Origin of the sequence: Mucilaginibacter sp. cycad4, from assembly GCF_034263275.1 — a bacterium.
Lineage (GTDB): Bacteria > Bacteroidota > Bacteroidia > Sphingobacteriales > Sphingobacteriaceae > Mucilaginibacter.
Genome location: NZ_CP139559.1, coordinates 1,131,343 through 1,157,022, shown reverse-complemented (window position 1 = coordinate 1,157,022; position 25,680 = coordinate 1,131,343). Strand labels below are relative to the sequence as shown.

The window sequence follows — 25,680 nt, the reverse complement described above, 5'->3', positions numbered from 1 at the left end:
TTTATAATAATGTTTGTTAGCAAGCTAATTGGTTATGTACAGCAGCATGCTGCTCTTGTATTGTAATACAAGTACCGTAGGGTTTGGTACTATAACCATATGTAATAATTTACGAAAACGTTATAGTTACTATTATATCTTATCAGCTGCGCCCCTTTTTACCAGGTACAGCCCAACATTGCTTATTGCCACATTCATTTTTGCCTTAAGTACGGTTAGTCTCACCTTCCAGGCTATGGTTTCCGGGAATTTCACCACCAGGCTTTTTCCTATGGCGGTTCCGTGAGCTAATAATTTCCAGTCACTATCCAATTGTGCCTCAACTTTATACTCTTCTACATGCCGCCCCAGGGCTTCGGTCAATTGCAGGGTATTCATGTTTACCGGCCCTTCCATGTCAATTTCAAGGGTTGCGTTTGTTACGCCATCAGCAGTACACCAGTAAGTATTGTTGTTACTGTCTAAAGCTTTCTCGCCGCCAAATTCGCGGGTATTGCCTTTTACGTTACTGGTATTTACCGGCCGGCCAAAAGCCAGGTTTAAGCCCAGTATTTTATCATGGTCCGTTTTTACCGGCAACACTTTTACTTGTTTGTTGGGAAACATTTTCTTACTGTTAGCAGGGTAACCTATGTTTTTTATCCCCTGCATACCCACCCGCTCCATCAGTTGGGCCAGGTAAAGACTCTGGATCTCTACCGGAGAACCATGTGAATCAAAGTTCCCGTCCGGTAAAACAGGGTTGCTGTCGAATAAACGTGCGGTTTGTTCCCGCTTGCCTATACAGCCAATAGCCCAGTTTACTGCTCCCGGCGGATTTTGAATAACATATGTTTTGGCTATGCAATTCCAGGCTACGGCCCAGCCCATTGTCCAGCCGTGACCCGAACCGGCAATACCCCGGTTCATGAAATCAATACCGCCATCCGGTACTGTACAGTTATCAACCAGTAACCCGGTAGACCAGCGCTGATGCGGCTGAATGCGGCTGCCAATGCCTTTAAAAGTACAATTGAGTAAAACATTAGGACCCGGAATTAATGAGGATGTCCATACGAAATACATATTGCCCCCGGTAATTTCGCACCTGTCAATGAGGTTTTGACTACCTTCCAGGCTAAAATCTGTTGGTTTGGATGCGCCAAGATTGGCGTAAGTATGTTTAACCACAACTTTCTCCATGGTGATCCGGTTGCCTGCCAATACGGTGGTATTCATTGTTTCCTCGCAATACACGTCATTAAGCCAGCAATCGTCACCTCCAACGCGTACACCTGCATAGGGTGCGTGCCCATAATCAATTTCAAGCGGCGGGCATTGAATGTGGATATTTTCGACACCAACCTGTGTAACACGCGGGGCAGGCATTACTTTTACAACTACTGTGCCCGGCGGATTTAAAAATTTAGCATCATAAGAATCAGCCAGCGGAAGATCCAGTGTGAGTTTATTACCTACAATTGTGGTGATCTTTCTCTTCGTGATGCCACGGGCCCCTGCTTTGATCCAGGTTTGTTTTTTTCCGTCACGATACATATTGTCCATCCCCATAAAATGCACCCAGGTTTCGGTTACGGGCCGGTTGATATTAATAATATCGCTAACCGTAAACCCGGATGCATCCGCTACTGTAAAAGATCTGCTGCCTGACGGCACATAAGTATCGGTGATTAATGTTTTGGTATTGTTGACCGTACTGCTATCCGCTTTTTCAGTTTTTCCTAATGCTACTATGGTATTGCCCCGGCCAATTACTATAGCCGTATGCGGGCTGCCAACCATTTTAATGGTAGTACCTCCCACCCCACTGCCATTGCCCCGCAGTACGATACCACTTACCGACAGTATAAGTGGACCCGAACAGGTGAACGTGCCGGGGGCAAGTTCAACCGTTCCTCTGAAACCGTTTTTCAAGGGCATTACTGCCACCTCATCAATAACGTTTTGAATGAGCCGGGTATCGTCACCCGTGTCAGAAGGTTTTACCAGTCGCTTTACCGGCACAACAGGCAATGCTGCGCCACCACCCATGTAACCAGCGTGTGAAAAATCCATGATCCTGTCGCCGGTTGGTGTGGTTTTATAAACCAGCTTGCCATCGTTACCCCGGTACACCCATTCGCTTTTCCCTTTTTGTACAGATGCAATGCCGGTTGCCAGAAAGCTTAATAAGAGTGCCGTAATTTTTTTCATATTTTATTTAGCGTTATAACCAACATCGGCAGGATTAAGCGCATATGCTTTAACAGGCAAATTAGTCAGCTCATCGGCACCAATATCAAACCGTGGGGCTCGGGATTGGCCATCCATGTCAAACTTAACACCGGGATATGAACCAACAGCATGGTCAATAGCAGGGCTGCCCGGTTGAAGGTGATAACTACCCGATGTTTTAGCCAGCTTAGGATCAACAATGGTATAGCCACTGGCTGGTATATCGCCGGCATCCTTTACATTAAACAAAATATTGCCTCCCCATTGCGGATCTGGATAAGGCCCTGATATGGTGGCAGCAGCTCCCCCGCCCTGAATGATATTATCGGCCACTGTAATTGAAGTGGCGCCCATACCATTTTTGCGGGCAGTTTGTATAATGTTTTCTTTGTTATTAACCAGTGTATTAAAGGCAATCAGCACGCGGTCGGGCCTGTCATGCGAAGTTAGTTGGGCACCATCGGCCACCTCGCCATCACCATTACCTATTACAATGGCCGAACTGCAATTTTCAAAATAGTTGCTGTAGATCTGATGGTCGTCGCCAAAAATTCTTAGACCCGGTGTATTGAAGAAATAATTGCCATAAACAAAGCTTTTATTACCATGGCGCAGGGTAAATTGTGCCGGACAGTTACGAATGGTATTGTACCTGAGGGTTACTGCCGATGCTTTAACCGAGATCAATTCATTTTCGCCCTCGCATTTTTCAAACAAATTATACTCAACAATGCTGTTGCTTGATGATAAGCTGAACCCGCTTAAGCCAAATTGAAGCGCCTCGGCACCGTTTTTACCACCCTGGCTTGCCTGGTTATTAAAATAATTATGGTGGATGTGTAATCGTTCGGCAATTTGCTTATCCTGGCCACGGACAGCGATAAACCTGCCCATGGCATTCTTATTTTGAAAGGTGTTATGATCAACTTCATGGTCGCTGCCGGCAATGGTAAGATCCTCTCCATCGCCCGGGGTTTCAAAAATATTTTGAGTGAAGCGGCAAAAGCTGGTGCCTGCACCTGTTTTGGCCCTTGATGCTGCATGCGTAAATTTAAATCCCCTGATAACAATATATGCTGCCGGGCCCACTAAACTAAAACCACCTTTCCCGGTAATTTCAGCAGCTCCCGGATGTTGGGCAGCTATAGTGATATTTTTCCCCGGCAGGCCTTTTTCGTTAATAATGATATCTTCTGTGGTTGTATACACGCCGTTAACCAATAATATAACGTCTCCCGGCTTGGCCTGGTTGATGGCCTTTTGCAAATCGGCAATGGACGAAACCATAACCGTACCCGCTAAAAGCGTTTTTGACGACGATAATAGCAAGGTAACAAGTACTACAACTAATCCCGTCATTCCCGCTTTTATATAACTTTGAAAGTGTTTCTTATACATTATTACAAGTTTTTAATGATGATTAAGGAATATAATACCACTAACATCGCTTTATTTTCCAGTGGTTTAATTGTATAGAAAAGCTAATTAGTACACTCAATTGGCTCTATCATTATTGTTACAGATCAGCCGGGTAACCCGGGCATACTATTCCCGCACCCTTACCGCCTGCGCAGATACACCGGATGTTAAAACCAATGCTTTGTCGGCCTTAGAGAGGTCCCCGCCTTCTATTTTAATATTGGCGCATTCTTTGCCTTCGGCCTGCAGCAAATTGGTTACCTGTGTTAATACGCGCATGGCGCTTACCAAAACATCCCGGGTGTTAATGAAACGTAACAGTGATTCGGCACTTTTTTGTCCCTGAGCGCTTAAGCCATTTACTGTTACGTCTTCTACATTATCCAGGATCAGGGCAGGACGCAGATCCGGACTTGCCATAGCAAACCTTACATTATGGAGCGATAAGCCACGCACATTCCGGGCATACATGCCGTAAGCCGGAGGAACCCCGATCTCGTAATATTCGCCCGCCACTTTGGGGACATCCCTTACTGCGGCCTGCTCTGTAGTGCCGCCCCCGGGGAAAGTGACATGCACATTATCAAAAGAAATATTCTCTAAAAAAACGTCACCCATAGCATTCAATGTAACACAGGAAAATATTTCGCCGGGATTGTATTTACTGGCAAATTCCGAATCGCGAAGCGGTACCGGTTTTACCACGGTAGCCTGGATATTATTAAACGAAATATTGCGTATAATTCCGGGGGTATCGGTTGTTTTATTAACTGAAGACTTTTGGGTACCCAGGCCTATGGAGATAGGGCCGGTTACATCCTTCATCACCAGGTTTGAAAATGAGATGTTCTCGAACCGGGAACCGGGAGAGCAGCGCATTTTTATAGGACAACCGTAGGTTTCATAAATGAGGCAATTGGAAACGGTAATATTTTCGGCTTCGCCGCCCCCAAAACGAAACACCGACCATCGTGTGCTGAAGGAGCAATCAGAAACTGTTACGAATTTACAGCTGCCGAATAAAGCACAGGCATCATCCTGGCATTGCACATCACAGTTGGTTACGTGTACGTAAGTGCTACCAATAAAATGAAAGCCATCATTATTGTGCACTACTTTGCCCCGGATAAATAATCCCTCCATTTTTACATAAGAGCAAAGACAAACCCGCACCGAGTGATATGCGCTGTTGATGAGCGAAATATTACGCACTGTAAGGTTTTTACACTGGTAAAAAAGTAAATGGTAAGGCCGGTGATTACCCGTAATGCCGGCCGGCGGTAACACGCCTTTAGTATCGCTGCGGAATTGCGCACCCTGCCCGTCAATGATCCCGTTACCTTCAATGGTAATATTATCGGCATTAACGGCAAATATCAGCCCTACATTTCCATCGTTCATGGTCCATCCAATGTCAAGAGGGATAGTGTCACAGGCATGATATTGTCTGCCATCGGCTGTCCCCAGCAATTTCCCCTGGGCGGCTATATGCAGTGTAACGTTACTTTTTAACTCAACAGTTCCAATAACAAATACCCCGGCAGGTACCAGCACGGTACCTCCCTGTTCTTTATTGCAGGTATCAATTGCTGCCTGTACAGCCGCTGTATCCAACGATTTGCCGTCGCCTTTTGCACCGAAATCACGGATATTATAAACACGGGCGCCTATATCATTACCGGTTGCTTTTGCCCGGGCGGGGTGTTCAAAGCCAAAAGTATTTGACGCAGCCGCTATTAAGCCTGTACCTAATGAAACTTTACCCATTGCACCCAGCCAGTTACGGCGGGATATTGCTTTATCATCTTGCCCTGTCATCAGTAATTTAGTTTTGGTATGTTTAAATTAACCGGCCGCGGCAGTGGCACACGACCGGTGTTAATTGAGATCAGTATTATTTAGTTTGATAGTAAAGCACCCTGTCAATTACCTGTATGGCCCCGTTTATTGCCAGAATATTACTGGTGCGTACACTTACATAGCCTACAGAATTGGAGAAATCATTTAACCTCATGGTAAAGTTCTGATCGTCATTAACCCGCAGCGTCATTATGGAAGTGGGGTTTAAGGGATCGTAGTTTAGCGGCTGCAGCGTGGTAGCCACAACGTTGCTGGGGGTTAAATTATTAAAGGAATAAGCCCCCTGAACAGTTAAATACAGCAGGTAATTTTTAACCTGCTCTTTGGGGTAATCGCTCCATTTTGTTCCAGGCTTGCCATTTACCAGGTATTTGCCCCAGTAGCAATCAGCAGTTATGGTAGGTACTTTATTTACTACCGTTGTCCTGTAAACGGCATCATTGTGCAATAGGATAAACGTACAGTTAGTTTTAATATACAAATTGGTATCAATGCCCGAATATTCAATGGCCTGGCGCATCAGCTTAAAAACGGTATCCTTGCCGGCGAAGTTATAGCTGCGGTCTTTAATAAACTGCCAGGTTGTTTTATTGATATGCGGATCAAGCACATAGGGATGATAATCAGCATTTTCCTGCATCTTTAATCCGGCAAGGTTACAACCTGCCATGCTTATTAAAAGGCCTGCCAAAGCAAACCAAAAACCTGCTTGTTTCATTTTTTTCATTATGATATAGTTTTAATTAATAAGGTGGATTTTGAGTTAGTTTGGTATTGGCATTTAATACATCCTGATCAATTGGCCAGAATATTTTCCGGGGATCACCAAATCCGGTAGAAGGAAAACCTTTGCTAACCTGCCTGATCCTGATCACCGGATCCATAATGCTGATAATGATATTATTTCTTTGCAGATCGAACCAGCGTTTAGCTTCGCAGAAAAGTTCCAGCTGCCTTTCGCGTAAGATTCCGTTGGCATTAACCGGGCTGCCGTAAAGCATGGCATCGGCATCGGCAAAATCACTTGCCTGGTAGGCGGGTAAGCCGGCCCGGGTATGTACCATGTTTAAATAAAGCAGCGCATTGGTTAAATCTCCTGTCCTGTTCAAAGCCTCGGCCCTTAACAGGTAAATATCTGCAAGGCGGTACAATGGAAAAAGGAGGTTGGCCTGGGGCGAGTTGGGATAGATCTGGTTGCCATTCTTATCCAGGTTAGCCGCATAGTATTTCCATATTTTATCGTGGTTATTCACTTTAAAATCAACACTTAATGCGCCCCTGATGTCAGTGGGGGTTGTGGTAAAGTATGTCCATAATGCAGGATCAACGGAATAGTCGCTGTTGGTATCGCCGGCACCAATTTCCTGCGATGTTTTATTACCCCCATCAACTGTAAAATCCCAGTTCAGGCTCCAGATACACTCTTTAGTATTTGTTGGGGCTATAAAGTTGTTTTTCCAGTTGACTGTACTTTCCAGGCTGTACCGGTTTAATTTAAACAAATTATCACACCATAATAAAGCATTGGTATAATCATGGTTGTACATATAAACATCCATTAGCATAGCGGCAATACCTCCCGAGTTTAAATTCCATACTACAGATGTTGTATGGTCTGACAGGTCATAAGCTTTCAGCAGATCGGGCAAGATGACGTTTTTTACAATATCGGACGCCGGTGTTACAGCTTTGTATGGGTCGGTACTCAGGTCCTCATAAGGCTCCGTCCATACAGGTACGTTTCCCCAAAGCCTTATCAGCCAAAAATAACAGTAAGCCCTGATTCCCAGGGCCTGTGCCTGTAGGTCCTTTGATACAGTTGGGTCAATACCTTCAATAGTAGGGATATATTTTATAGCAAAATTAGCGCGGCTAATAGTTGCATATATCAGTGTCCAGTCGGCACCGTTAGTAGTAGGAGTTAAAACATTCAAAGCCAGGGGCAAAGCATCGTTATAGGTAGGGTGATAACTTAAGTTATCGCTGCGGCCATCGCCCCAATAAATATACTGGCTGGTAAACATATCCTGAATGCCATCATATATGCCGGCAATACCGGCCCTGGCATCATCAGCTGTTTTCCAGAATTTACTGGCCGCCAGCTGACTTTGGGGTGGCTGATCCAACAGTTTTTTACAGCTGAACAGCGAAACAGAGAACATTAAAAAAGTAATGATTATTTTTTTCATGATCAAATTCATTTAGAAATTAACATTTAATCCAAAACCAATTTCGCGCCTACGCGGATAGCGGCCATTGTCATTACCCGGCGTTAAGGCCGAGCTCGACGAAAATTCAGGATCATACCAGGTGTAGTTGGTCCAGGTAAGCAGGTTTGCACCATACACATAGGCCCCTACATTTTTCATTTTAATGCGCGAGGCTATATTTGCAGGCAGGTTATAAGTGAATTTGGCATAACTGAGCCGTATGAACGAAGTATTTTCAATGAAACGGCTTTGCGTTCCCGGAAAGTTCGCGACAGAATTTTTACGCCCCATATAAGGTATATTGGTAATATCCCCCTGCTTTTTCCATGAATTATAGGTTGTATTATTATCGGCAACTATCCCTGATGTGGCCAGGTTATTGAGCGTTTGCCTTGGGCTGTCATAAGCCTGGCCGCCCCAAATGGTATTAAATGTAAACGACAGGCTGAATTGTTTGTAACTGAGGGTATTGATAATGGCACCATAAAATGATGGTTGCGCATTGCCAAGGATTTGGCGGTCATTGGCATCTATAACACTGTCTTTCTTAACATTGTCAAATATCATATCGCCGCCAAGCAGCAGGGCCCCGCCGGCATACATATGATGTACGGTACCGCTATAGGTTTGTCCGTTCAGGGTATAACTTGAAGCTGTTTTACCATCGGTAGAAACCCCTACCGGTGTCAGCCTGTTCCAATTGCCATCGTAAGCGTTGGAAGCATCATACTGATAAACACCCAGGCCTTTGTACCCGTAAAAATCGCCGATTTTGCCGCCTTCCTGAACCAGGTAAGTAGCACCACCTGATGTGGCCAGGAACGGCTGGTGATTGTAAAGGCTCTTGATCCTGTTACGCTCAACAGATAAACTGGCATTAATGCTCCAGCTAAAGTTTTTACTGGCTACCGGTGTGGCGTTCACAGAAAGCTCAACGCCGTTGTTAGTAACGTCGCCAACGTTTACATATACATTGGTAAAGCCTGTTTCAACCGGTATATTACGTTGGTAGAGCAGGTTTTTTGTTGTTTTTTGATAATAATCGGCAGTTACATTTAAGCGGCCTTTAAAAAACTGCAGATCCATACCTATGTTTTTCTGGATATTGCTTTCCCATTTTAACTGCGAGTTCCCGAACTGATCGCTCAAAACCACACCATTAATTGCATTGTAGAAAGAAGAGCCAAAAGTATAAATGAGCAGGTTTGAGTTGGCCGGGATCCGGTCATTACCAACCTGGCCATAGCTTACCCTCAACTTGGCATCCTCCAGGAATTTTTTAGACCAGGCCATGAAAGGCTCGTCAGAGAAACGCCAGGCGGCAGACGAGCCGTAGAAATTACCGTATTGATTTGAACTACCAAACTTTGACGACCCATCCCTGCGGTAAACCACGCTGAATATGTACCGGCTTTTGTAATTATAACCGGCGCGGGCATAAAAGGACTCGCGGCTGGTTGAACCAGCATTGGTACCGGTATTGGTCAGATCGATGGTACCGGCAACGTTCGACGTATAAATAGTTTCATTGGCATAATTCGTACCGGCTATTTTAAAACTGTTGTTCTGTGTTTTTTCGGCACTCACCCCTGCCACCGCAGTAATGGAGTGGTTACCCAGTGTTTTACTATAGTTTAAAAACCCCTGGTAAGCCCAGTTGGTATTAACAGCAAAATTTTCCCGGCCTGAGCTAATGGTAGGACTGGCACTGCTTAGCAATTTCGGATCAAAAAATACATTATGAGGTGTTGATAACCCGAAATCAAAGTTATTGGTTAAACGCAGGTTTTTGCTGATAGTGTAGTCAATCTGGTTAAACAAATCGCCTGTGTATGTATTGGTTACGTTAACCTCCAGTAAAGCAACCGATAACTGGTTACGGCGCCCGCTGATGTAGCCTGTTAAGGTGCCATCCGGGTAATATAAAGCTAAATTTGAGGGCCGTTGAAATGCCTGGTTAATGGTGTTGCCCTCATTAATGTTATTGTTGGTGTTATAACCGAAAGAAAGACGGTTACTATATTTAAACCGGGGAGATACCTGATAATCGAGGTTGAAACGGGCCTGCAGCGTTTTTGAATAACTGTTAACTATCAAACCCTGATCATTAATATACCTCAGGCTTGAATAATAGGTAATATTTTTTTCGCCGCCGCTGACACCAAAATCAAGGATATCTTTTTTTGCCAGTTGGGTAATTACATCCTGGTTGTCATTATCAGAATTAAAAACCACATTCAGTGAATCATTGGTAGTAGTTGGCTTATCGGGGCTGTTACCGTTATATAAATTCCGTTCCATGCGCAGATCTTTTGAGTTTGGCTGTTCCAGCTTATGGGCCATTACACCAAAAATGCGGGCATACTGAGCATTAATAAGCGGTTTGCCTGCCTGGCCGCGCTTGGTGGTAATTAATATAACGCCATTAGCCGCCTGCGAACCATAGATAGCTGCCGATGCGGCATCCTTTAATACTTCAATGGATTGAATATCATTAGGATTAACATTATCGGCACTTGGGCTTAGAATTCCGTCAATTACAAACAACGGCGCATTACCCGCGGTTGAAAAAGTAGATCCGCCGCGGATCTGGATAGAGCCGGTAGCGCCCGGCTCGCCCGAATCATTTACAACCAACACGCCCGATGCCTGTGACTGTAAAGCATCGACCAGGTTAATAGGGTGGCGCTCTTCTATCTGTTTAGCCGAAACTGTGGCTATGGCGCCGGTAAGGTCACGCTTGGCTACCGACTGGCCATAACCGGTTACTATAACCTCGTTCAGGTCGGTTGCCGATTCTTTAAGCGTTATGTTAATGTTTTTACGGTCGCCAACTGTTACTTCGGTTGAAACATACCCCACAAATGTGAATACCAGTACGGCATTATTGTCGGGTACATTAATCGTGAACTTTCCGTTATTATCCGTCAGGACACCCAAATTAGTGCCTTTTATCTTCACACTCACGCCCGGCAAAGGGCCCTTATCATCCGCCACCAGGCCGGTAATGGGTATAAGCGCCGTTTGCGGCTTTTTATCACTGATGATAACCAGGTTGTTGCTGTCTACCCTATAGGTAAGCCCCGTTTGGGTTAACAATCTGTCCATTACTTCAGCTATAGAGGCGTTAACCAGGTTTACATCGCCAACATGCAATGCATTTAAAGCATCATCATTATAAACGAAACGGTAGGTACTTGCTTTTTCAATTTCTATAAGCGCGCTTTTTACAGACACATCACGAAGATTGATGTTGATCCTGTTTTGACCGTAGCCTTTTGAAAAAACCTGAAATGAAGATATGAGTATCAGGATCAGGGTACACTTTGCCATAAGAAATATTTTTAAATAGCATCGCAACCGCATATTGCTTACGCGGCAAGCATTTTTTTTCATAATTTAGTATTTAGGTTACTTTAATTATTGGTTTAAGAAGACTCGTAGTTGGGTACCAATCATTGCGGGGAATGCGTCAACATTCTCCGCTTTTTTGGTTTAATGGAGGTTTATGGGTCAAGTTTTATCATACGCATATTTTCAGGTTAAAAATTATTGGTTAATAAATAATTACTTTTCCGTTATCAATTAAAAAGTTAAAATCGCTGGTAGCTTTAAGCGCGTCCAGGGCTGTATTTAATGACTCTTTTGTAAATTTTCCGCTAAACCTTTTCTGCTTTAATTGTTCGTTTTTAAAGGAGATGGAAACGCTGTACCACCTTTCCATTTTTTTGGCAACCTCATCAAAGTATTCGTTATCAAATACAAGCTTATTTTCAAGCCACTGGGCTTCTGCGGGTAATGAGTCGTTTTTTGCCGTGTGCAGGGCACTTAAGGTGATAAGCATATTGTTTTCATCCCGATGAGATCTGATCTTGTTTGGGATAGTTAATTTTTCGGAAGGCTTTAATATGATGGTATGATCAGGGTTTGATGCGGGAGTAAGCTCTATCCGTCCCCTGATCAGGGATGTTTCTGAAACATTATCATCTGCATAAGAACGTACATTAAAAGCTGTGCCTAAAACTTTTATTTGCATGGCAGCGGTATTTACAATAAATGGATGCTCGCTATCCTTTACCACATCAAAAAATGCCTCTCCGGTTAATTGGATCATCCGGCATTTGTTGCCATAATTTGTTTTATAAACTATTTTACTGCCTGCATTAAGCCATACCTTTGTACCGTCGGGCAGTATTATTTTGCTGACATTGCCCAGGGGCGCCGTTATTTGGTAGGTTTTAACATCATAGCTCCCGAAATAATATTTCCAGTAAAAAAACGACAGCAAGCCAAAAACCAAACATGCTGCGGCTACCGTAACCGGGATAAATCTGCGTTTGGATTTTTTTACCAAAATGCCGGCCTCACTTACCGGGTCGTTCGAAGCAGTATTACCGGTATCAAGCTTAATTTCCAGCCTGTCCCATTTTTGCTGAAGTTTGTGAGAAATAAAGCGGGGCGGCCGATCAGGGTTTTGCTGCCACATGGCTTCTAATATTTGTATCGAATAAACATCTGCCCAGGGTTGCTTAAGCAGCATATCCAACTGATGAAGCTCGTCGGGGGTAGCCTCCTTATTCAGTTTTTTTCCAACAAGTATCCAAAGTGTGTCCTGGTTCATTTTTTTGCGTCAGTAACAAGGACAGGGAAAAATGAAAACACCCCAGTGATAAAATAAAAATAAATTTAAATGAAATAACAGGCCTGGATTAACAATGGGCTAAAACCCAAAAAAGCTGCACCATTTAATTATGGCACAGCTTCTTATTTTGCTGTATCTGTTTACGACGACCTTGCTAAAAAAGGAAAATGCCGGATAACTTTTTAAACACCTTTTTATGATGACCGGATGAAGCGGAGATTGCCGCAGCTATTGTTTTAAGCGCGTTACCCATATGATATTCAACCGTTTTAACGGAGATATTCAGGATCTCGGCTACCTTCCGATATTTTAACCTATCTTCTTTAACAAGTTTGTACACCATTTTACATTCTGCGGGTAAATGCTCTACCGCATGATCAATAATTTTTGCAAGTTCATCAGTGATCATTATATCCTCGGGTGAGCTGCCGTGATCCTTAAACTCAAAATTAACCGATTCAAAGTCAATGTAAGTCATTCGATTAGCGGCATTATAGTTGATCGACTGGTTTTTAACGGCGACATACAAGTAAACCGTTAAATTATTAACGCTGGTTAATTTGGCCCGGGTTGTCCATACTTTTACAAAAACATCATCTACTATCTCCTCGCCTACTTCAGTCAATTTCACAAAAGAGCAGGCTAATTTTAACAGCCTGTCATAATACAAAAAATAGATCTTTTGAAAAGATGCCAGATCATCATCATGAGCTATTTTTAACAGTAAATCTTTAACGTCAATATCTAACATTAGCAGCAGGTTTGTTTGGTAAGGGCACTTATGGTGGAGAAATGCCTACAATTGGTTGCGCTAAATTTAGGTGGGAAAAGCAAGGCAGAAATAAACAATATTGACCATTTACTAATCTCAGTTTACAATTAAGCATATTTATGATACGCTTAGTAATATACCGGCCCCGGTGAACCTGGTTAATGTATAACAGGTGCTAAAAATAAATGAGATATAGAGCACATAAAAATTATAAAGGATTACCCAGGGACACGGGGAAAATATGCCATCAAATTTGCCGTCAGATTTAAGTAACTAATTAAATTGTGTGGATAATGCGTTATAGAGCTGATTGTCATCTTCATATCATAAAGAACACAATATACTAAAAAGTATTTTTTAATAGACTTTTTAGTATATTTTTGTTTCAAGATTTTATTAATATGCTTACCAAAGCGGAAAGAACAAAACAATTTATCCTGGAAACAGCCGCCCCAATTTTTAATCAGAAAGGGGTATCGGGCGCTAACATAGACGATGTGCTTGCTGCCACAAAATTGACGAAAGGATGCCTTTACGGTCATTTTGAAGGTAAGGAAGACCTTGCTTTACAGGTTGTTGATTTCATGCTGAATAACAACGGCGAAAAAATGTTATCTACCATCAGTAAGGGTAAAACTGCTAAGGCTAAAGTATTTGCTTATCTTGATTTCTATAAAGATCCCTTGAATACTTACCTTAAAGGCGGATGCCCTGTATTAAATATGGCTGTGGAATCTGATGATAACTTTCCGGCTATTAAAGAAAAGATATCGGGAATCATTAGACATGGGCAAGAATTGTTTGTCACTATTTTAAGTCAAGGTATTGCAGACGGCGAATTTTCGGACCAGCTTGATCCGGCTGTTTATGCCTTCAAAGTGGTGGCCGCGGTTGAAGGAGCCGTTGTAATGTGCAGGGCGATGAATACGGCGAAACCAATGGCTGGCTTGCTCAGGAGCCTGAAAGATGAGTTGGAAAGTTATGTGATATAACTTTTTTTGGTATAAAATATACTAAAAGGTATTTTATGTATTAAGGGTCGCTAAAAAGCAAAGTATAAAAACATCCTGATTAAGTAAATAAACGCACACAGCACTGCAATAAAATATACTAAAAAGTATAAAATAAAAGAATCATGCAATTAAAAGGAAAAACAGTATTAGTCACAGGTGCCTCATCCGGCATTGGGCTGCTTGTCGCCAACAAGCTACACGAAAATGGTTACGAAGTAATAGGCACAAGCCGGGATCCAAAAAAACATCAGGCAAAATTGCCATTTAAGTTACTGCCGTTGGATCTGAATGATGATCATTCCATTGCGTCATTCGGCAAGCAGTTGTTCAGTGAGATCAATACTTTAGATGTGCTGATCAACAATGCAGGTTACTTAGTAAACGGACTTGCCGAGGAAACCCCGATTGAGTTGGGTAAACTGCAGTTTGAGACCAACTTTTGGGGAACGATCAAATTAACTAACGAGTTGCTTCCCTACTTCAGGAAGCAGAGACATGGAAAAATAATCACACTTGGCTCCCTGCTGGGTTTAGTCGGTCTTCCATATGTGTCTTATTACACGGCATCTAAACATGCCCTTGAAGGTTATTTTAAATTGCTTCGGTTTGAATTGAACCAGTTTAATATCAAGGTGGTTATGGTTGAACCGATCAGTTTCAAAACCAATATCGGTGAAAGCGCAACTGTTGCAGCAGGAACCATCAAAGACTATGATTTGTTCCGGCAAAAAGTCACCGCGTATACCCAAAAGTCATTTGATAATGCCCCTGAACCTACGCTTGTCATCAATACTTTACTGCAAACAGTGAAAGAAACCAACCCGAAATTCAGCTACCCTGTCGGAAAAGGATCATCAATCGTGCTCCTGCTCCAACATTTCGCCTATAAGGTTTTTGAAAAATCCATTCTGAAATCGGTTAACGCTTCAAAATAGCATTTTACTTAAAAAGTTTACGGAAAATCACTTAAAAAATATAATAATGCGGGCATTCATAGTAAAGCGCTACGGCAAAAAAGAAAAACTACATCTGACTGAATTACCAAATCCGGATGTAAAGGAAAATGATGTATTGGTGCAAATACATTCAGCAGGGGTCAATTTGCTGGATTCACTCATTAAAAATGGCGATTTCAAATTGTTTTTACACTACAAGCCACCATTTGTAAATGGACACGACGTGGCTGGTGTTGTAACTAAAATTGGTTCAAAAGTCAGCAAATTCAAAGTTGGCGATGAAGTGTATTCAAGGGTGGGCGACTACAGAACAGGCACTTTTGCTGAATACATTTCTATCGATGAAGCCGATTTAGCTTTAAAACCTAAAAACCTTACCATGGACGAGGCCAGTTCAATTCCGTTGGTCGGCTTAACCGCCTGGCAGGCACTTGTTGAAATAGGACATGTAAAAAAAGGCCAAAAAGTTTTCATTCAGGCAGGTTCGGGCGGTGTCGGTGTATTCGCCATTCAGTTGGCAAAACATTTAGGAGCTTACGTTGCCACAACAACAAGCACTATGAATGTTGATTGGGTAAAAAAACTTGGTGCTGACCTCGTAATAGATTACAAAAACCAGGATTTCGAAACCAAACTTAAAGATTACAATCTGGTCATACACAGTAATCACGACACAAAAATACTTGAGAAATCACTCCGCGTTTTAAAACCCGGCGGGCAGCTAATTTCATTAGTCGGGCCTCCAACTATCGAGTTTGCCAGCCAAATTGGTTTGCCCTGGTACTTAAAATTAGTAACAGGGCTTTTGAGTGCCGGCGTAAAGAAAAAAGCAAAAAAATTAAATGTCAGGTTTCTATTCTTATTTATGAAAGCGGAAGGAAGTCAACTGGGAGAAATCACATCATTGATAGAAGCAGGTGTTATTATACCTATGGTTGACAAAGTATTTTCATTTGAACAAACAAATGAAGCACTGGCTTATGTTGAAACAGGCCGTACTAAAGGAAAAGTGGTAATAAAAATTAAATGATAAAATCTTAGCAGCTGGGTACATGAAAAACTGACAAATTATAGTCGTTCTGTATAGTATTATCGTATGCTTTCCCGAGGCACCGGGATGGGACAAATGCCGAACGCTTTTTTTGGAGCGATCATATAAGTTTAAGAGCCCTTAGAACACCTTAAGATCCATTATAGCTATTTATTATAAACAACAAAGCCTGACAATAGTCAGGCTTTGTTGTTTTGCGGAGAGAGAGGGATTCGAACCCTCGGTACCGTTTCCAGTACGACAGTTTAGCAAACTGTTCCTTTCGGCCTCTCAGGCATCTCTCCGTTTTGTTTTTTTAAACTACATCCCTTTTTTCAGGGACTGCAAATATAGTAATTCAAGTATCCCTGCAAAAAAAAATTACATTTTTTAATAATCTATCCTAACATGATAAATACTCATCAGCATCCGCTTAAAAATAGCTTTGATTGTTTCTATATCTTTCAAAGTTATATTACTGTCTTTCAACTGGTTTTGATCAAGCTTGTATTTTACAATACGATCAACCAGTACACTGATGGATTCTTCGTCGGGTTCTTTCAATGAGCGCGAAGCGGCCTCAACCGAGTCGGCAAGCATCAAAACGGCACCTTCTTTGGTGAAAGGAATAGGGCCGGGATAGCGAAAAATATTCTCGTTGATGAATTTTTCAGGGAAATTTTTCAATGACGACTGGTAAAAATAATCCACCCGGGTATTACCGTGATGGGTGCGGATGAAATCTATCACTACCTCGGGCAGGTTGGCCTTGCGCGCCATTTCAATACCCCTGCTCACATGGCGGATAATGATCTGGGCACTTTCTTCATAAGGCAGTTTATCATGCGGATTAAAGCCCGAGCTTTGGTTCTCGATAAAGAACAAAGGGTTTTCCATTTTACCTATATCATGATAAAGCGCCCCTGCCCTAACCAGCAGGGCATTACCGCCAACTGCATAAATAGCATTTTCGGCCAGGTTAGCTACCTGCAGCGAATGCTGAAAGGTGCCGGGGGCGTTAAAAGCCAGTTCGCGCAGCAATGGTGCATTGGTATTGGTAAGCTCGATGAGCGTAATTTCGGATGTGATGGCAAATACCTTCTCAAAGAGGTAAATAAGCGGGTAAGCCAGCAGGGTAAGCAGCACGCTAACTACAAAAGGCAAAAAGTCCATCCAGTCGATATTCAGGAAATCGCCCTCGCGGATAAAGGTAATCCCCAAAAATGCCACGAAGTAGGTAAAAATGATGATCACCGCAGAGATCAGGAATTGCTCACGGCGCACCAGGTTTTTAATACTGTAGATGGATACCATGCCCGCCGTAATCTCATAGTAGGCAAACTCAAAGCTGTTGGGCACAAAAAAGCCGGCTATCAGCACTACCAGCAAATGGATATTAAGCGCCAAACGGGTATCAAACAATATACGGATGATGATAGGTACTATACAGTATGGTATATAGTACAAGTTGGTAGGAAACTGCAGTTTTATAGCCAGCGATAAGGTGGCCAGCATGGTAGTAATTACCAGTAATATTAAGCTCACCAACCTGTTATCGGCGTAAATATCCTTACGGAAAAGATATAGAAAAATCATGAGCAGCGATATAGCTATAGCCACCAGGAAAAACTGCCCCAGCAGTACCAGGTTCCGGTTACCGTTAACACGTGCATTATCCTCAAAGGCTTTTTTAAATGATTCCAGTTTTTGATAAACATCATCATTAACTACCGAGCCTTTGTAAACTATCACCTCCCCTTTTTGCACCATCCCGCGTGTTACTGAAAGGCCTTCGACAACTTCCTTCTCCAGCCTGGAGGTTAGGTTATTATCATAGGCAAGGTTATTTTGGAGGCGATTGCTGATCAGATCGAGCAGGAAGGCTTTATCTAAATCTGTATGTTTACTCAGTACCTTATCACAATAAGCCTGCGCTTTTTCTTTGGTAAACAGTTCGCTGGTGTTTTTGTCAGTGGCAACATTTTTATCCAGGATCCGGATGGGATAATTTTCTGAGCTTTGCTGATATTTGGCATTGGGCTTAAAAACCCCTGTTTGGTAAATTTCTGTCAATAAATCGGTACCGACAGCAATATATTTCGACTTAAGTTTATCGTTAATACCGGCATTGTGCCATTTAATTTCCAGGTCGGCTTTAAAGCCTTCAATCTGCTGGTTTTGCATCCCTGCATCCAGCTGGTAAATTGGCGTTATGCTTTCCAGTGCCGATTTCTGGTCGGCAATGATTTCCTGCGGTGTTTTTAATATAGCGAAATTATAGGGCGATACCAGGTCTTTCTGGTTCCAGATCCTGCCTTTTTCGTGCTCGTAGCTAAATTTTGCCTGCTTTGGTAAAAAGTAAACAATAAGCACGATACTGATCAGCATCATCAAAAACTTAACATTACGGGCGTATTTGCGCAGTAAAGCCTTTTGGCGCGAAGTGGATAGTTTTGCCATTTAAATGATTAACCTGCCAAAAATAATATAAGTTTCTGTTATATGCAGTTTTTCTTGCTTTTGCAAAAACAAATTTGATATCTTTGTGATATCACTTTAAAATCAATCTGAATCATGAATCCTGAAAAAACCATCAACCCGCCATCCGGCTTTGCCGTGCTTATTGTATTCCTGGCATTATTGGTAATAGCTGCCCTGTGCTTTTGGGCAGGCGAAGAGCCTATAGGCGCTATATTAGCCATTCTTGGCTTCGTTTTTCTGCTCCCGGGACTTGTTGTCGTTAATCCTAACGAATCAAAAGTGCTTACGCTTTTCGGCAAGTACCTGGGTACCGTAAAAAAAGACGGCTTTTTTTGGGTGAACCCTTTCACCGTAAAAAGAAAAGTATCGCTAAGGGCCTTTAACCTTAACGGGCAGCAACTGAAAGTAAACGATAGTATTGGTAACCCTATTGAAATTGCAGCGGTTATAGTATGGCAGATCAAAGACACCGCCGCTGCCGTGTTCGCAGTTGAAAATTATATTCAATATGTAAATATCCAGAGCGAGGCTGCTGTAAGGCACCTGGCCAACTCTTTCCCTTATGATAACCTGGAGGATGAGACTGCAGCCATTACCCTGCGTGGCGGCGCCGAACAGGTGAGCAGCATGCTGGAGAAGGAATTGAACGAAAGGCTTGACCGTGCCGGCATTGAGGTATTGGAAGCCCGCATCTCGCATTTGGCCTACGCACCTGAAATTGCACATTCCATGTTGCAGGTACAGCAGGCATCGGCCATTATAGCTGCCCGTAAACTTATTGTTGAAGGTGCGGTTGGCATGGTTGAAATGGCACTAAATAAGCTTTCAGAAAAGAACATTGTTGAACTTGATGAAGAACGCAAGGCGGCCATGGTAAGCAATCTGCTGGTTGTACTTTGCGGTGATAAAGCCGTTAACCCTGTTGTTAACACCGGTACTTTATACCATTAATAGCCATGGATCAATTCAGAAGCTTCGATCAGCTACGCGTAACGGAATTACCCGTGTTAAGGCATGGCCTTTGGCGACCATGGTATGAACTTACCGATGGGCAGTTCAGCTACGGCAAGCTCACGTATACAGGTGCTTTAAAACGCAACTGTATACTTGAAACTGTTGGTGGAAGCTGGATAGTAAAACGCAAAAGCTGGGTAGGCCGTAAATTCATAATTGAGCAGCCTGACAGGATGGAGATAGGCCTTATAACACCGCAGATTTGGTGTCGTAAAGTAAACCTGACGCTGAACAATGGTCTTACGGCAACTTTTTATAATAAAAAGATATTATCGCATAATTACACCTGGGTAAGTGAACAACTGGGCGATATCCTGAACGTACAAACCAAATTCTGGAAGTGGAAAAAGCCTTTTATTGTAAAAATCGATCCGGATATGATCAAAAAAGTACCAGAACTACCTCTATTGGCGTTACTGGGCATAAATTTAGTTTTGTTAAAACAGGCCGAAGCAGCGGCCGTAAGTTGATATGGCCGAAAAGAAAGCATTTGTATTACGCATTAACCCCGACATGCTGAAGGAGATTGAGAGTTGGGCTGCCGAAGAATTCAGGAGCACCAATGGCCAGATCGAATACCTCATGCAACAGGCCCTGCTTGTGCGTAAAAAGGGCGTGAAGAAGAAAAAGGAAGATAGTGATTAGAGATTGGAGGTTAGAGGTTAGGCAGAGCTGTCATGTCCTGAAAAAAGTAGACATTATTGTTGTTTATTTGAGCTGTTAATAAGTCGGAAACTCGAAGAGTTTTCGACTTATTAACAGCTTTTCTTTTTTTGCTTCTTTTTTTCTTTTAAAAGATGCGTTTCTTTTGTTATATAAAGTCTAATATATTTTTACAATTAAAGAAAAAAAATGTAACTTGCTTACATGAGCAAAGTAGCATTAAAAATAGAACATTATACTTCAGAAGAGTTACGATCCCTATTGAGGAAAGACGAGAAGTATCAACAGGCGATAAGATTATACGCCTGTTACCAGGTTTCTTTAGGTAAGCGGCCACAGGAGTTGGAATCGATTTACGAAACGTCTTTTAAGTCGATTTGCAATTGGGTAAACCGTTTAAATGAAGGCGGGATAGAGGCATTAATAGATAAGGTAAAACCGGGAAGAAATAACCGGCTTACGAATGATGAGCTACAATCGATAAAAGCTGTATTGTTAAATAAGCAGCCCGATGATTATGGATTTAACAGCGCCACCTGGACAGGGCCGTTATTGATTGAACTGATCAGGAAGGAATATCAGGTTGAATATAAAAAAGCGCAGATATACAATATATTAAAGAAGTTAGGTTTGACATTTCAAAAGGGTAAAGGCCTGTATCCCGAAGCACAGGACAGGGAAGAAAAGGTAAATGCTTTAAAAAAAACTCCGGGGGGTTCGGCAAGCTGATGCGGTAATCGTATTTGAGGATGAAGCAAGTTTGTCAAACACAGCTACAGTTTCGTATATGTGGGCAGAAAAAGGTAAGCAGCCGAAAATAAATCAAAAACAACGAAAAAGAGAAAGGAAAACTTTGTTCGGTTGTATTGAACCTGAAACCGGGATTGTAATCACCGGTAAAGCCGACAAAGGCAATACTGTCAGCTTTTTTAGTTTCCTGCTATTGGTAACGAAAATGTACCGGGACCGTAAGGTGATAATGGTTCTGGATAATGTGCCCTATCATCACGCCAAAAGACTGAAACCGATATTGGAGCGATACAGGCACAGGATAGAATTACTATACCTTCCAGCGTATTCTCCCGACCTGAATCCCATTGAGCGGGTTTGGTGGTATATGAGAAAGAAGATTACTCATAATCGGTATGTTCACAATCTGGAAGACCGGATCAATAGCTTTGACGTCTTTATGCAGGATTTCAAAGTTGAAAATGATCTCGGAAAGAATTTAGCTAAATTAATTGTAAATATTTAATGTACTTTATATAATAACTTATGCAGCCATGTGTATCTGCTGCGGTGTTGCCAGGTTTAAGGACCAATGCGGCCTGCTCATATTATATGAGTTTATAGCCTCTTTTACTGCCCTAAGTGCATCCTTTTCGGAAGTGAATGTACTATCAAGACCATATTCTTGTTTTAAGATTCCATTCACCCGTTCCGCCATGGCATTTTCGTAGCAATGGTTCTCTTCTGTCATGCTGATACCGATTTTAGCCTTTTTTAACAGTTTTGTATAATCATTGCTGCAATACTGGATTCCCCGGTCTGAATGATGGATCAGGCTATCCGTAAACTGTCGTTGCCGGATAGCCATTTGAAGGCTACGGATAGCCCCCGCAATTCTAAGACTATCTGACAAATGCCAGCCTACCACTTTTCGCGAAAACGCGTCTGTGATCAAAAACAGGTATACAAAGTCTTTTGATGTACGAATATAGGTAATATCAGATACCCAACACTGATGAGCACTGGTAAGCTGTCTATCCTTCATTAGGTTCCTGTAGACCCTGAAGCGATGATAAGAATCTGTCGTAGAAACATATTTACGGCGTCTTTTTACCAATAGCTTATGCCGGCCCAACAACTCAAAGAACATATCCCTACCCATCCGTATTCCTGCTTTAGTTATATCTTTCTTTAGCAGAAAGTATAACTTCTTGCCTCCCAGACGCGGATGGTTCCTGCGAACCTCATGTACCAATGATAAGATAACTGTCTCATTTAATGCTTTTCTGTCTGCAGCAGATACCGCTTTATAGTAACCACTCCGGCTTACTTCAAAATAGCGGCATAACTCATTTAATCTGTATTTTGACCGGAGCGCTCCGATACTTGACCGCCAAACTTTTTTTTTAAATCCTCCCCGTATAGTTTGCCTGCCTGCTTGACTACCTCTTCTGCGCAATCCCGCGCCAGGTAAGCATCTGCCAAAGCCAGCTTTAACTTTTTAACTTCCTGTTCTAATTCTAATAACCGATCCTTCTCTGCTTTCGTTTCCACTCTGATTACCTTGTTTTGTAAATATTGTTTACCTAATGCACCAAGCCATCTGCTTACTGTCTCTGCTCCACCGATCCCGTAGCGACGGCTTGCTTCTGTCACGCTCAGACCTTCTTCTTCTATCTCCCTGACTACTTTTTGTTTAAAGCTAATACTGTACCGAACTACTCTTACGCTACTTCTTGTCATGTTTCCTGCCTTTTTTGTTAACCTTTTTTTGTCAACCTATTTCAGGACAGGACAAGCACCAATAAATTAAAGAACTGACAGAGACAGAATGATGGGCAAATCCGGCAAATTCTTAATTCGTTTAATTCTGACTTATATATACGCAAAGCCAACTAATCTCTAACCACCAACCTCTAATCTCCCATATTAATTTATTATGCATGCATAGTATTTTCTTTCATTCAAATCACTAAATTTGCCCACCAATTTTAATGAGGGACACATGAAAGAAGTAGTAATAGTAGCTGCCACACGCACACCTATAGGTAGTTTTGGAGGCAGCTTAGCAGCCATCAGCGCCACGCAGCTGGGCGCGGCAGTCATCAAATCAGCAGTAGAGAAAGCAGGCTTACGGCCCGACCAGGTACAGGAAGCTTACATGGGCAATGTGATGTCGGCCAATGTTGGGCAGGCACCGGCAACCCAGGCCGCTATATTTGCAGGGCTCCCCTATCTGCCTGCAACTACTGTTAATAAAGTTTGCGCATCGGGTATGAAAGCCATTATGCTGGCTGCCCAAAGTATAGCAATAGGCCAAAATGACATTGTAGTTGCCGGCGGCATGGAAAGCATGAGCAATGTGCCTTACTACCTGGATAAAGCCCGCAACGGTTACCGTTTAGGTAACGGGCAAATTATCGACGGCCTGGTGAAAGATGGCCTTTGGGATGTTTATAATGACTACCACATGGGTTCAGCAGCCGAGCTTTGCGCTACCGACTGCAACATCAGCCGTGAAGAGCAGGACGCCTACGCCATACTATCATACCAACGTGCCCAAAAAGCACAGGCGGACGGCAAATTTAAAGATGAAATAACCCCCGTTGGCCTTAAAGACAAAAAAGGCGATATCACGATGTTTGCCGAAGATGAGGAGCCTCAAACGGTAAAGTTTGATAAGATCCCGTCGCTGAAACCGGTATTTAAAAAAGATGGTACCGTTACGGCCGCCAACGCTTCAACACTGAATGATGGCGCGGCAGCCGTAGTGCTCATGAGCCGCGAAAAAGCGGATGAACTCGGTATAACCCCGTTGGCTAAGGTGGTTTCCTACGCCGATGCACAGCAGGCGCCCGAATGGTTTACTACCGCACCGTCAAAAGCCATCCCGCTGGCATTGCACAGGGCGGGCCTTCAAAATTCGGATATCGACTTCTTCGAGATCAATGAAGCTTTCTCTGTAGTATCAATAGCCAACAACCAATTATTAAATCTCGATCCGGAAAAAGTGAACGTTAACGGCGGTGCTGTTTCATTAGGTCACCCTCTCGGCGCTTCGGGCACACGAATCATTGTTACCCTTTTACACGTATTAAAGCAAAACAACGGCAAATACGGCGCTGCCGGCATCTGCAATGGCGGCGGCGGGGCCAGCGCAATGGTTATTGAAAATTTACGTTAATACTTTTAAAATAATGTCATTACGAGTAACAATCAGGAGAACTTTTAAAAAAAACCTTGATAATGTGTAAAATATACTTTTGGTGATGTTGTGCGTGGGGCGCGTTAGGGATTGCAGTGAAAAGCCCACAGCGTGTGTCGGGGTTGGCGGGCAGGAAAAGCGAGGACTTGCAACGAAAAGCCCGGCCCGTTAGCTAACGGGAACGCCCATATTTATAATACCGATCAAAAAATATATTTAATAATCAACAACTTATGATCACGTCGTTATGAGAGGCTGTTTAAATTTGATATTACAAGAATGTTATAGGAACACTTTACAGGTGAATTAAGCTGATTCTCACTCATTTTTTAGGAAAAAACAGCTTAAAACCATGTGTAAAATTCTTTCAATTATCCATAACATTTTCAAATTACCGTTTTTAAACAGCTTCTAAGATACGAAGAGATGAGTTTAATTAAATCAAAATCGTGACAAAAAAAGCTGCGCTAACCCTCCTTTCTATCCTGCTTTGCCTGCAAACTTTTGCCCAACACTATGACGAGGGTACGCGGCTCAAAAAACTTGGCCAATACCAGGACAGCCTTACCCATCTCGGTAAAAAGATAGTAAATGATGAGAACGATATGGAGCGTAAAAATGCCAATTACCTGTTTATTAAAACCCTGGTACAGGCGTTAAAGATCAATAACTCCTTCCTATTCCCGTTTGATTCAGTTAAGAGCATCAGCATTGTTAATTCGCCCGATAACCGTTTCCGGATCCTGAGCTGGCACGTAATAAACCTTGACGGCAGCTACCGTTTTTATGGCACAGTGCAAATAAATACCGGCGGTCCGCTTAAAATGTACCCGCTCGAGGATTACTCGCCATTATTAAAAAACCCAGAAGATTCGGTGACCGACAGCCATAAATGGTATGGTGCCCAATACTATAAAATAGTACCTGTATATGCTCCCAAGCCCTACTACGTGTTAATAGGCTGGAAAGGCAATACGATAAAATCTACCAAAAAAGTGATTGATGTAATTTCATTTAACAATGGCGTGCCGCAATTTGGAATGCCGGTATTTAACGGCAATGCCAAAACCCGCAACAGGGTAGTATTTGAATATGCCCGGCAGGTATCCATGCTGTTGAGGTATGTGCCCGAACAGAACCTTATTGTGTTTGATCACCTTTCGGCGCCGGATACCAGAAGCAAAGACAAACCCGAAACCTTTGGGCCCGACATGAGTTACGATGGTTATAAATTAAAAGATGGCCGCTGGACTTATATAGAAAACCTTGACATGCGAAACATTGCCGATGGCAATTCGGCCACCGATAATGAATATATTGATCCCAAAAAGCAGGCCGCAAAAGACCGCGCCCTTTTACCGGTAAAACATTAGGAAATTAAATAATACCAACAGCCCAAAAACCAACACTTTTATTGTTTAAATTGTAACACTTTCGGTATTAAATTTCGGTTTGTAAGATTTATATTACCT

21 protein-coding genes and 1 tRNA gene are annotated in these 25,680 nt (G+C 42.6%); 10 read left to right on the top strand and 12 right to left on the bottom strand.

Features of this window, described 5'->3' with window-relative positions; all coding sequences use genetic code 11:
* Window positions 1–132 precede the first annotated feature (132 nt).
* From SNE26_RS04940 to SNE26_RS04905, 8 genes are all read right to left on the bottom strand, one after another.
* Window positions 133–2,193: a discoidin domain-containing protein gene (locus SNE26_RS04940; RefSeq protein ID WP_321558254.1), complete on the bottom strand. Its 2,061-nt coding sequence runs from the start codon at window positions 2,191–2,193 to the stop codon at window positions 133–135.
* Window positions 2,194–2,196: 3 nt separating this feature from the next.
* On the bottom strand, window positions 2,197–3,612 hold the full coding sequence (locus SNE26_RS04935; protein WP_321558253.1) for a polysaccharide lyase 6 family protein: 1,416 nt from the start codon (window positions 3,610–3,612) through the stop codon (window positions 2,197–2,199).
* Between the two features lie 147 nt (window positions 3,613–3,759).
* A complete protein-coding gene (locus SNE26_RS04930) occupies window positions 3,760–5,451 on the bottom strand; it encodes a glycosyl hydrolase family 28 protein (RefSeq protein WP_321558252.1) in 1,692 nt (563 codons plus the stop codon).
* 76 nt (window positions 5,452–5,527) lie between these two features.
* The gene (locus tag SNE26_RS04925; protein ID WP_321558251.1) at window positions 5,528–6,220 is read right to left on the bottom strand and encodes a fasciclin domain-containing protein; all 693 of its coding nucleotides are present in this window, start codon (window positions 6,218–6,220) and stop codon (window positions 5,528–5,530) included.
* A gap of 16 nt (window positions 6,221–6,236) precedes the next feature.
* A complete protein-coding gene (locus SNE26_RS04920) occupies window positions 6,237–7,682 on the bottom strand; it encodes a RagB/SusD family nutrient uptake outer membrane protein (RefSeq protein ID WP_321558250.1) in 1,446 nt (481 codons plus the stop codon).
* A gap of 12 nt (window positions 7,683–7,694) precedes the next feature.
* Window positions 7,695–11,036 carry a SusC/RagA family TonB-linked outer membrane protein gene (locus tag SNE26_RS04915; protein WP_321558249.1) on the bottom strand — a complete coding sequence of 1,114 codons (3,342 nt, stop codon included), beginning with the start codon at window positions 11,034–11,036 and terminating at the stop codon, window positions 7,695–7,697.
* A gap of 223 nt (window positions 11,037–11,259) precedes the next feature.
* The gene (locus SNE26_RS04910) at window positions 11,260–12,324 is read right to left on the bottom strand and encodes a FecR domain-containing protein (protein WP_321558248.1); all 1,065 of its coding nucleotides are present in this window, start codon (window positions 12,322–12,324) and stop codon (window positions 11,260–11,262) included.
* 175 nt (window positions 12,325–12,499) lie between these two features.
* Window positions 12,500–13,096 (bottom strand): RNA polymerase sigma-70 factor, encoded by a 597-nt coding sequence (locus SNE26_RS04905; protein ID WP_321558247.1) that lies wholly within the window; start codon window positions 13,094–13,096, stop codon window positions 12,500–12,502.
* A gap of 422 nt (window positions 13,097–13,518) precedes the next feature.
* Between SNE26_RS04905 and SNE26_RS04900 the strand changes: the two genes are divergently transcribed.
* The 3 genes from SNE26_RS04900 (at window position 13,519) to SNE26_RS04890 (ending at window position 16,116) form a co-directional block, all read left to right on the top strand.
* A complete protein-coding gene (locus SNE26_RS04900) occupies window positions 13,519–14,109 on the top strand; it encodes a TetR/AcrR family transcriptional regulator (protein WP_321558246.1) in 591 nt (196 codons plus the stop codon).
* A gap of 143 nt (window positions 14,110–14,252) precedes the next feature.
* A complete protein-coding gene (locus SNE26_RS04895) occupies window positions 14,253–15,065 on the top strand; it encodes an SDR family NAD(P)-dependent oxidoreductase (RefSeq protein ID WP_321558245.1) in 813 nt (270 codons plus the stop codon).
* Window positions 15,066–15,111: 46 nt separating this feature from the next.
* Window positions 15,112–16,116: an NADP-dependent oxidoreductase gene (locus SNE26_RS04890; RefSeq protein ID WP_321558244.1), complete on the top strand. Its 1,005-nt coding sequence runs from the start codon at window positions 15,112–15,114 to the stop codon at window positions 16,114–16,116.
* Between the two features lie 218 nt (window positions 16,117–16,334).
* On the opposite strand, the gene SNE26_RS04885 is transcribed toward SNE26_RS04890, so the two are convergent.
* Together SNE26_RS04885 and SNE26_RS04880 are read right to left on the bottom strand one after the other, a co-directional pair.
* Window positions 16,335–16,421: transfer RNA gene (locus SNE26_RS04885), tRNA-Ser, on the bottom strand.
* An 85-nt stretch (window positions 16,422–16,506) separates the two neighbouring features.
* Window positions 16,507–18,576 carry an HDIG domain-containing metalloprotein gene (locus tag SNE26_RS04880; RefSeq protein WP_321558243.1) on the bottom strand — a complete coding sequence of 690 codons (2,070 nt, stop codon included), beginning with the start codon at window positions 18,574–18,576 and terminating at the stop codon, window positions 16,507–16,509.
* A gap of 114 nt (window positions 18,577–18,690) precedes the next feature.
* On the opposite strand from SNE26_RS04880, the gene SNE26_RS04875 reads away from it, so the two are divergent.
* The 5 genes from SNE26_RS04875 (at window position 18,691) to SNE26_RS04855 (ending at window position 21,529) form a co-directional block, all read left to right on the top strand.
* A complete protein-coding gene (locus tag SNE26_RS04875; RefSeq protein ID WP_321558242.1) occupies window positions 18,691–19,548 on the top strand; it encodes an SPFH domain-containing protein in 858 nt (285 codons plus the stop codon).
* 5 nt (window positions 19,549–19,553) lie between these two features.
* Window positions 19,554–20,081 carry a hypothetical protein gene (locus SNE26_RS04870; RefSeq protein WP_321558241.1) on the top strand — a complete coding sequence of 176 codons (528 nt, stop codon included), beginning with the start codon at window positions 19,554–19,556 and terminating at the stop codon, window positions 20,079–20,081.
* A gap of 1 nt (window position 20,082) precedes the next feature.
* Window positions 20,083–20,256, top strand: a complete 174-nt coding sequence (locus SNE26_RS04865; protein ID WP_321558240.1) for an Arc family DNA binding domain-containing protein — start codon at window positions 20,083–20,085, stop codon at window positions 20,254–20,256.
* 222 nt (window positions 20,257–20,478) lie between these two features.
* Window positions 20,479–21,003, top strand: a complete 525-nt coding sequence (locus tag SNE26_RS04860) for a helix-turn-helix domain-containing protein (protein ID WP_321557871.1) — start codon at window positions 20,479–20,481, stop codon at window positions 21,001–21,003.
* A 7-nt stretch (window positions 21,004–21,010) separates the two neighbouring features.
* Window positions 21,011–21,529, top strand: a complete 519-nt coding sequence (locus SNE26_RS04855; RefSeq protein ID WP_321560018.1) for an IS630 family transposase — start codon at window positions 21,011–21,013, stop codon at window positions 21,527–21,529.
* An 18-nt stretch (window positions 21,530–21,547) separates the two neighbouring features.
* Here the strand turns inward: SNE26_RS04855 and SNE26_RS04850 are convergent, their stop codons facing one another.
* Both SNE26_RS04850 and SNE26_RS04845 read right to left on the bottom strand, forming a co-directional pair.
* Window positions 21,548–22,462 carry an IS3 family transposase gene (locus SNE26_RS04850; RefSeq protein WP_321558239.1) on the bottom strand — a complete coding sequence of 305 codons (915 nt, stop codon included), beginning with the start codon at window positions 22,460–22,462 and terminating at the stop codon, window positions 21,548–21,550.
* Entirely contained in the window at window positions 22,357–22,746 is a 390-nt protein-coding gene (locus SNE26_RS04845; protein WP_321558238.1) for a transposase, read from the bottom strand. The genes SNE26_RS04850 and SNE26_RS04845 overlap by 106 nt, the downstream gene beginning before the upstream one ends.
* A gap of 262 nt (window positions 22,747–23,008) precedes the next feature.
* Between SNE26_RS04845 and SNE26_RS04840 the strand changes: the two genes are divergently transcribed.
* Together SNE26_RS04840 and SNE26_RS04835 are read left to right on the top strand one after the other, a co-directional pair.
* Entirely contained in the window at window positions 23,009–24,187 is a 1,179-nt protein-coding gene (locus tag SNE26_RS04840) for an acetyl-CoA C-acyltransferase (RefSeq protein ID WP_321558237.1), read from the top strand.
* Between the two features lie 470 nt (window positions 24,188–24,657).
* Entirely contained in the window at window positions 24,658–25,581 is a 924-nt protein-coding gene (locus SNE26_RS04835; protein ID WP_321558236.1) for a hypothetical protein, read from the top strand.
* The last annotated feature ends 99 nt before the right edge of the window (window positions 25,582–25,680 follow it).

What these genes read in the sequence shown, in the direction of transcription:
- SNE26_RS04940 (WP_321558254.1), bottom strand. Translation starts at nt 2,193, where the DNA reads ATGAAAAAAATTACGGCACTCTTATTAAGCTTTCTGGCAACCGGCATT.
- SNE26_RS04935 (WP_321558253.1), bottom strand. Translation starts at nt 3,612, where the DNA reads ATGTATAAGAAACACTTTCAAAGTTATATAAAAGCGGGAATGACGGGA.
- SNE26_RS04930 (WP_321558252.1), bottom strand. Translation starts at nt 5,451, where the DNA reads ATGACAGGGCAAGATGATAAAGCAATATCCCGCCGTAACTGGCTGGGT.
- SNE26_RS04925 (WP_321558251.1), bottom strand. Translation starts at nt 6,220, where the DNA reads ATGAAAAAAATGAAACAAGCAGGTTTTTGGTTTGCTTTGGCAGGCCTT.
- SNE26_RS04920 (WP_321558250.1), bottom strand. Translation starts at nt 7,682, where the DNA reads ATGAAAAAAATAATCATTACTTTTTTAATGTTCTCTGTTTCGCTGTTC.
- SNE26_RS04915 (WP_321558249.1), bottom strand. Translation starts at nt 11,036, where the DNA reads ATGGCAAAGTGTACCCTGATCCTGATACTCATATCTTCATTTCAGGTT.
- SNE26_RS04910 (WP_321558248.1), bottom strand. Translation starts at nt 12,324, where the DNA reads ATGAACCAGGACACACTTTGGATACTTGTTGGAAAAAAACTGAATAAG.
- SNE26_RS04905 (WP_321558247.1), bottom strand. Translation starts at nt 13,096, where the DNA reads ATGTTAGATATTGACGTTAAAGATTTACTGTTAAAAATAGCTCATGAT.
- SNE26_RS04900 (WP_321558246.1), top strand. Translation starts at nt 13,519, where the DNA reads ATGCTTACCAAAGCGGAAAGAACAAAACAATTTATCCTGGAAACAGCC.
- SNE26_RS04895 (WP_321558245.1), top strand. Translation starts at nt 14,253, where the DNA reads ATGCAATTAAAAGGAAAAACAGTATTAGTCACAGGTGCCTCATCCGGC.
- SNE26_RS04890 (WP_321558244.1), top strand. Translation starts at nt 15,112, where the DNA reads ATGCGGGCATTCATAGTAAAGCGCTACGGCAAAAAAGAAAAACTACAT.
- SNE26_RS04880 (WP_321558243.1), bottom strand. Translation starts at nt 18,576, where the DNA reads ATGGCAAAACTATCCACTTCGCGCCAAAAGGCTTTACTGCGCAAATAC.
- SNE26_RS04875 (WP_321558242.1), top strand. Translation starts at nt 18,691, where the DNA reads ATGAATCCTGAAAAAACCATCAACCCGCCATCCGGCTTTGCCGTGCTT.
- SNE26_RS04870 (WP_321558241.1), top strand. Translation starts at nt 19,554, where the DNA reads ATGGATCAATTCAGAAGCTTCGATCAGCTACGCGTAACGGAATTACCC.
- SNE26_RS04865 (WP_321558240.1), top strand. Translation starts at nt 20,083, where the DNA reads ATGGCCGAAAAGAAAGCATTTGTATTACGCATTAACCCCGACATGCTG.
- SNE26_RS04860 (WP_321557871.1), top strand. Translation starts at nt 20,479, where the DNA reads ATGAGCAAAGTAGCATTAAAAATAGAACATTATACTTCAGAAGAGTTA.
- SNE26_RS04845 (WP_321558238.1), bottom strand. Translation starts at nt 22,746, where the DNA reads ATGACAAGAAGTAGCGTAAGAGTAGTTCGGTACAGTATTAGCTTTAAA.
- SNE26_RS04840 (WP_321558237.1), top strand. Translation starts at nt 23,009, where the DNA reads ATGAAAGAAGTAGTAATAGTAGCTGCCACACGCACACCTATAGGTAGT.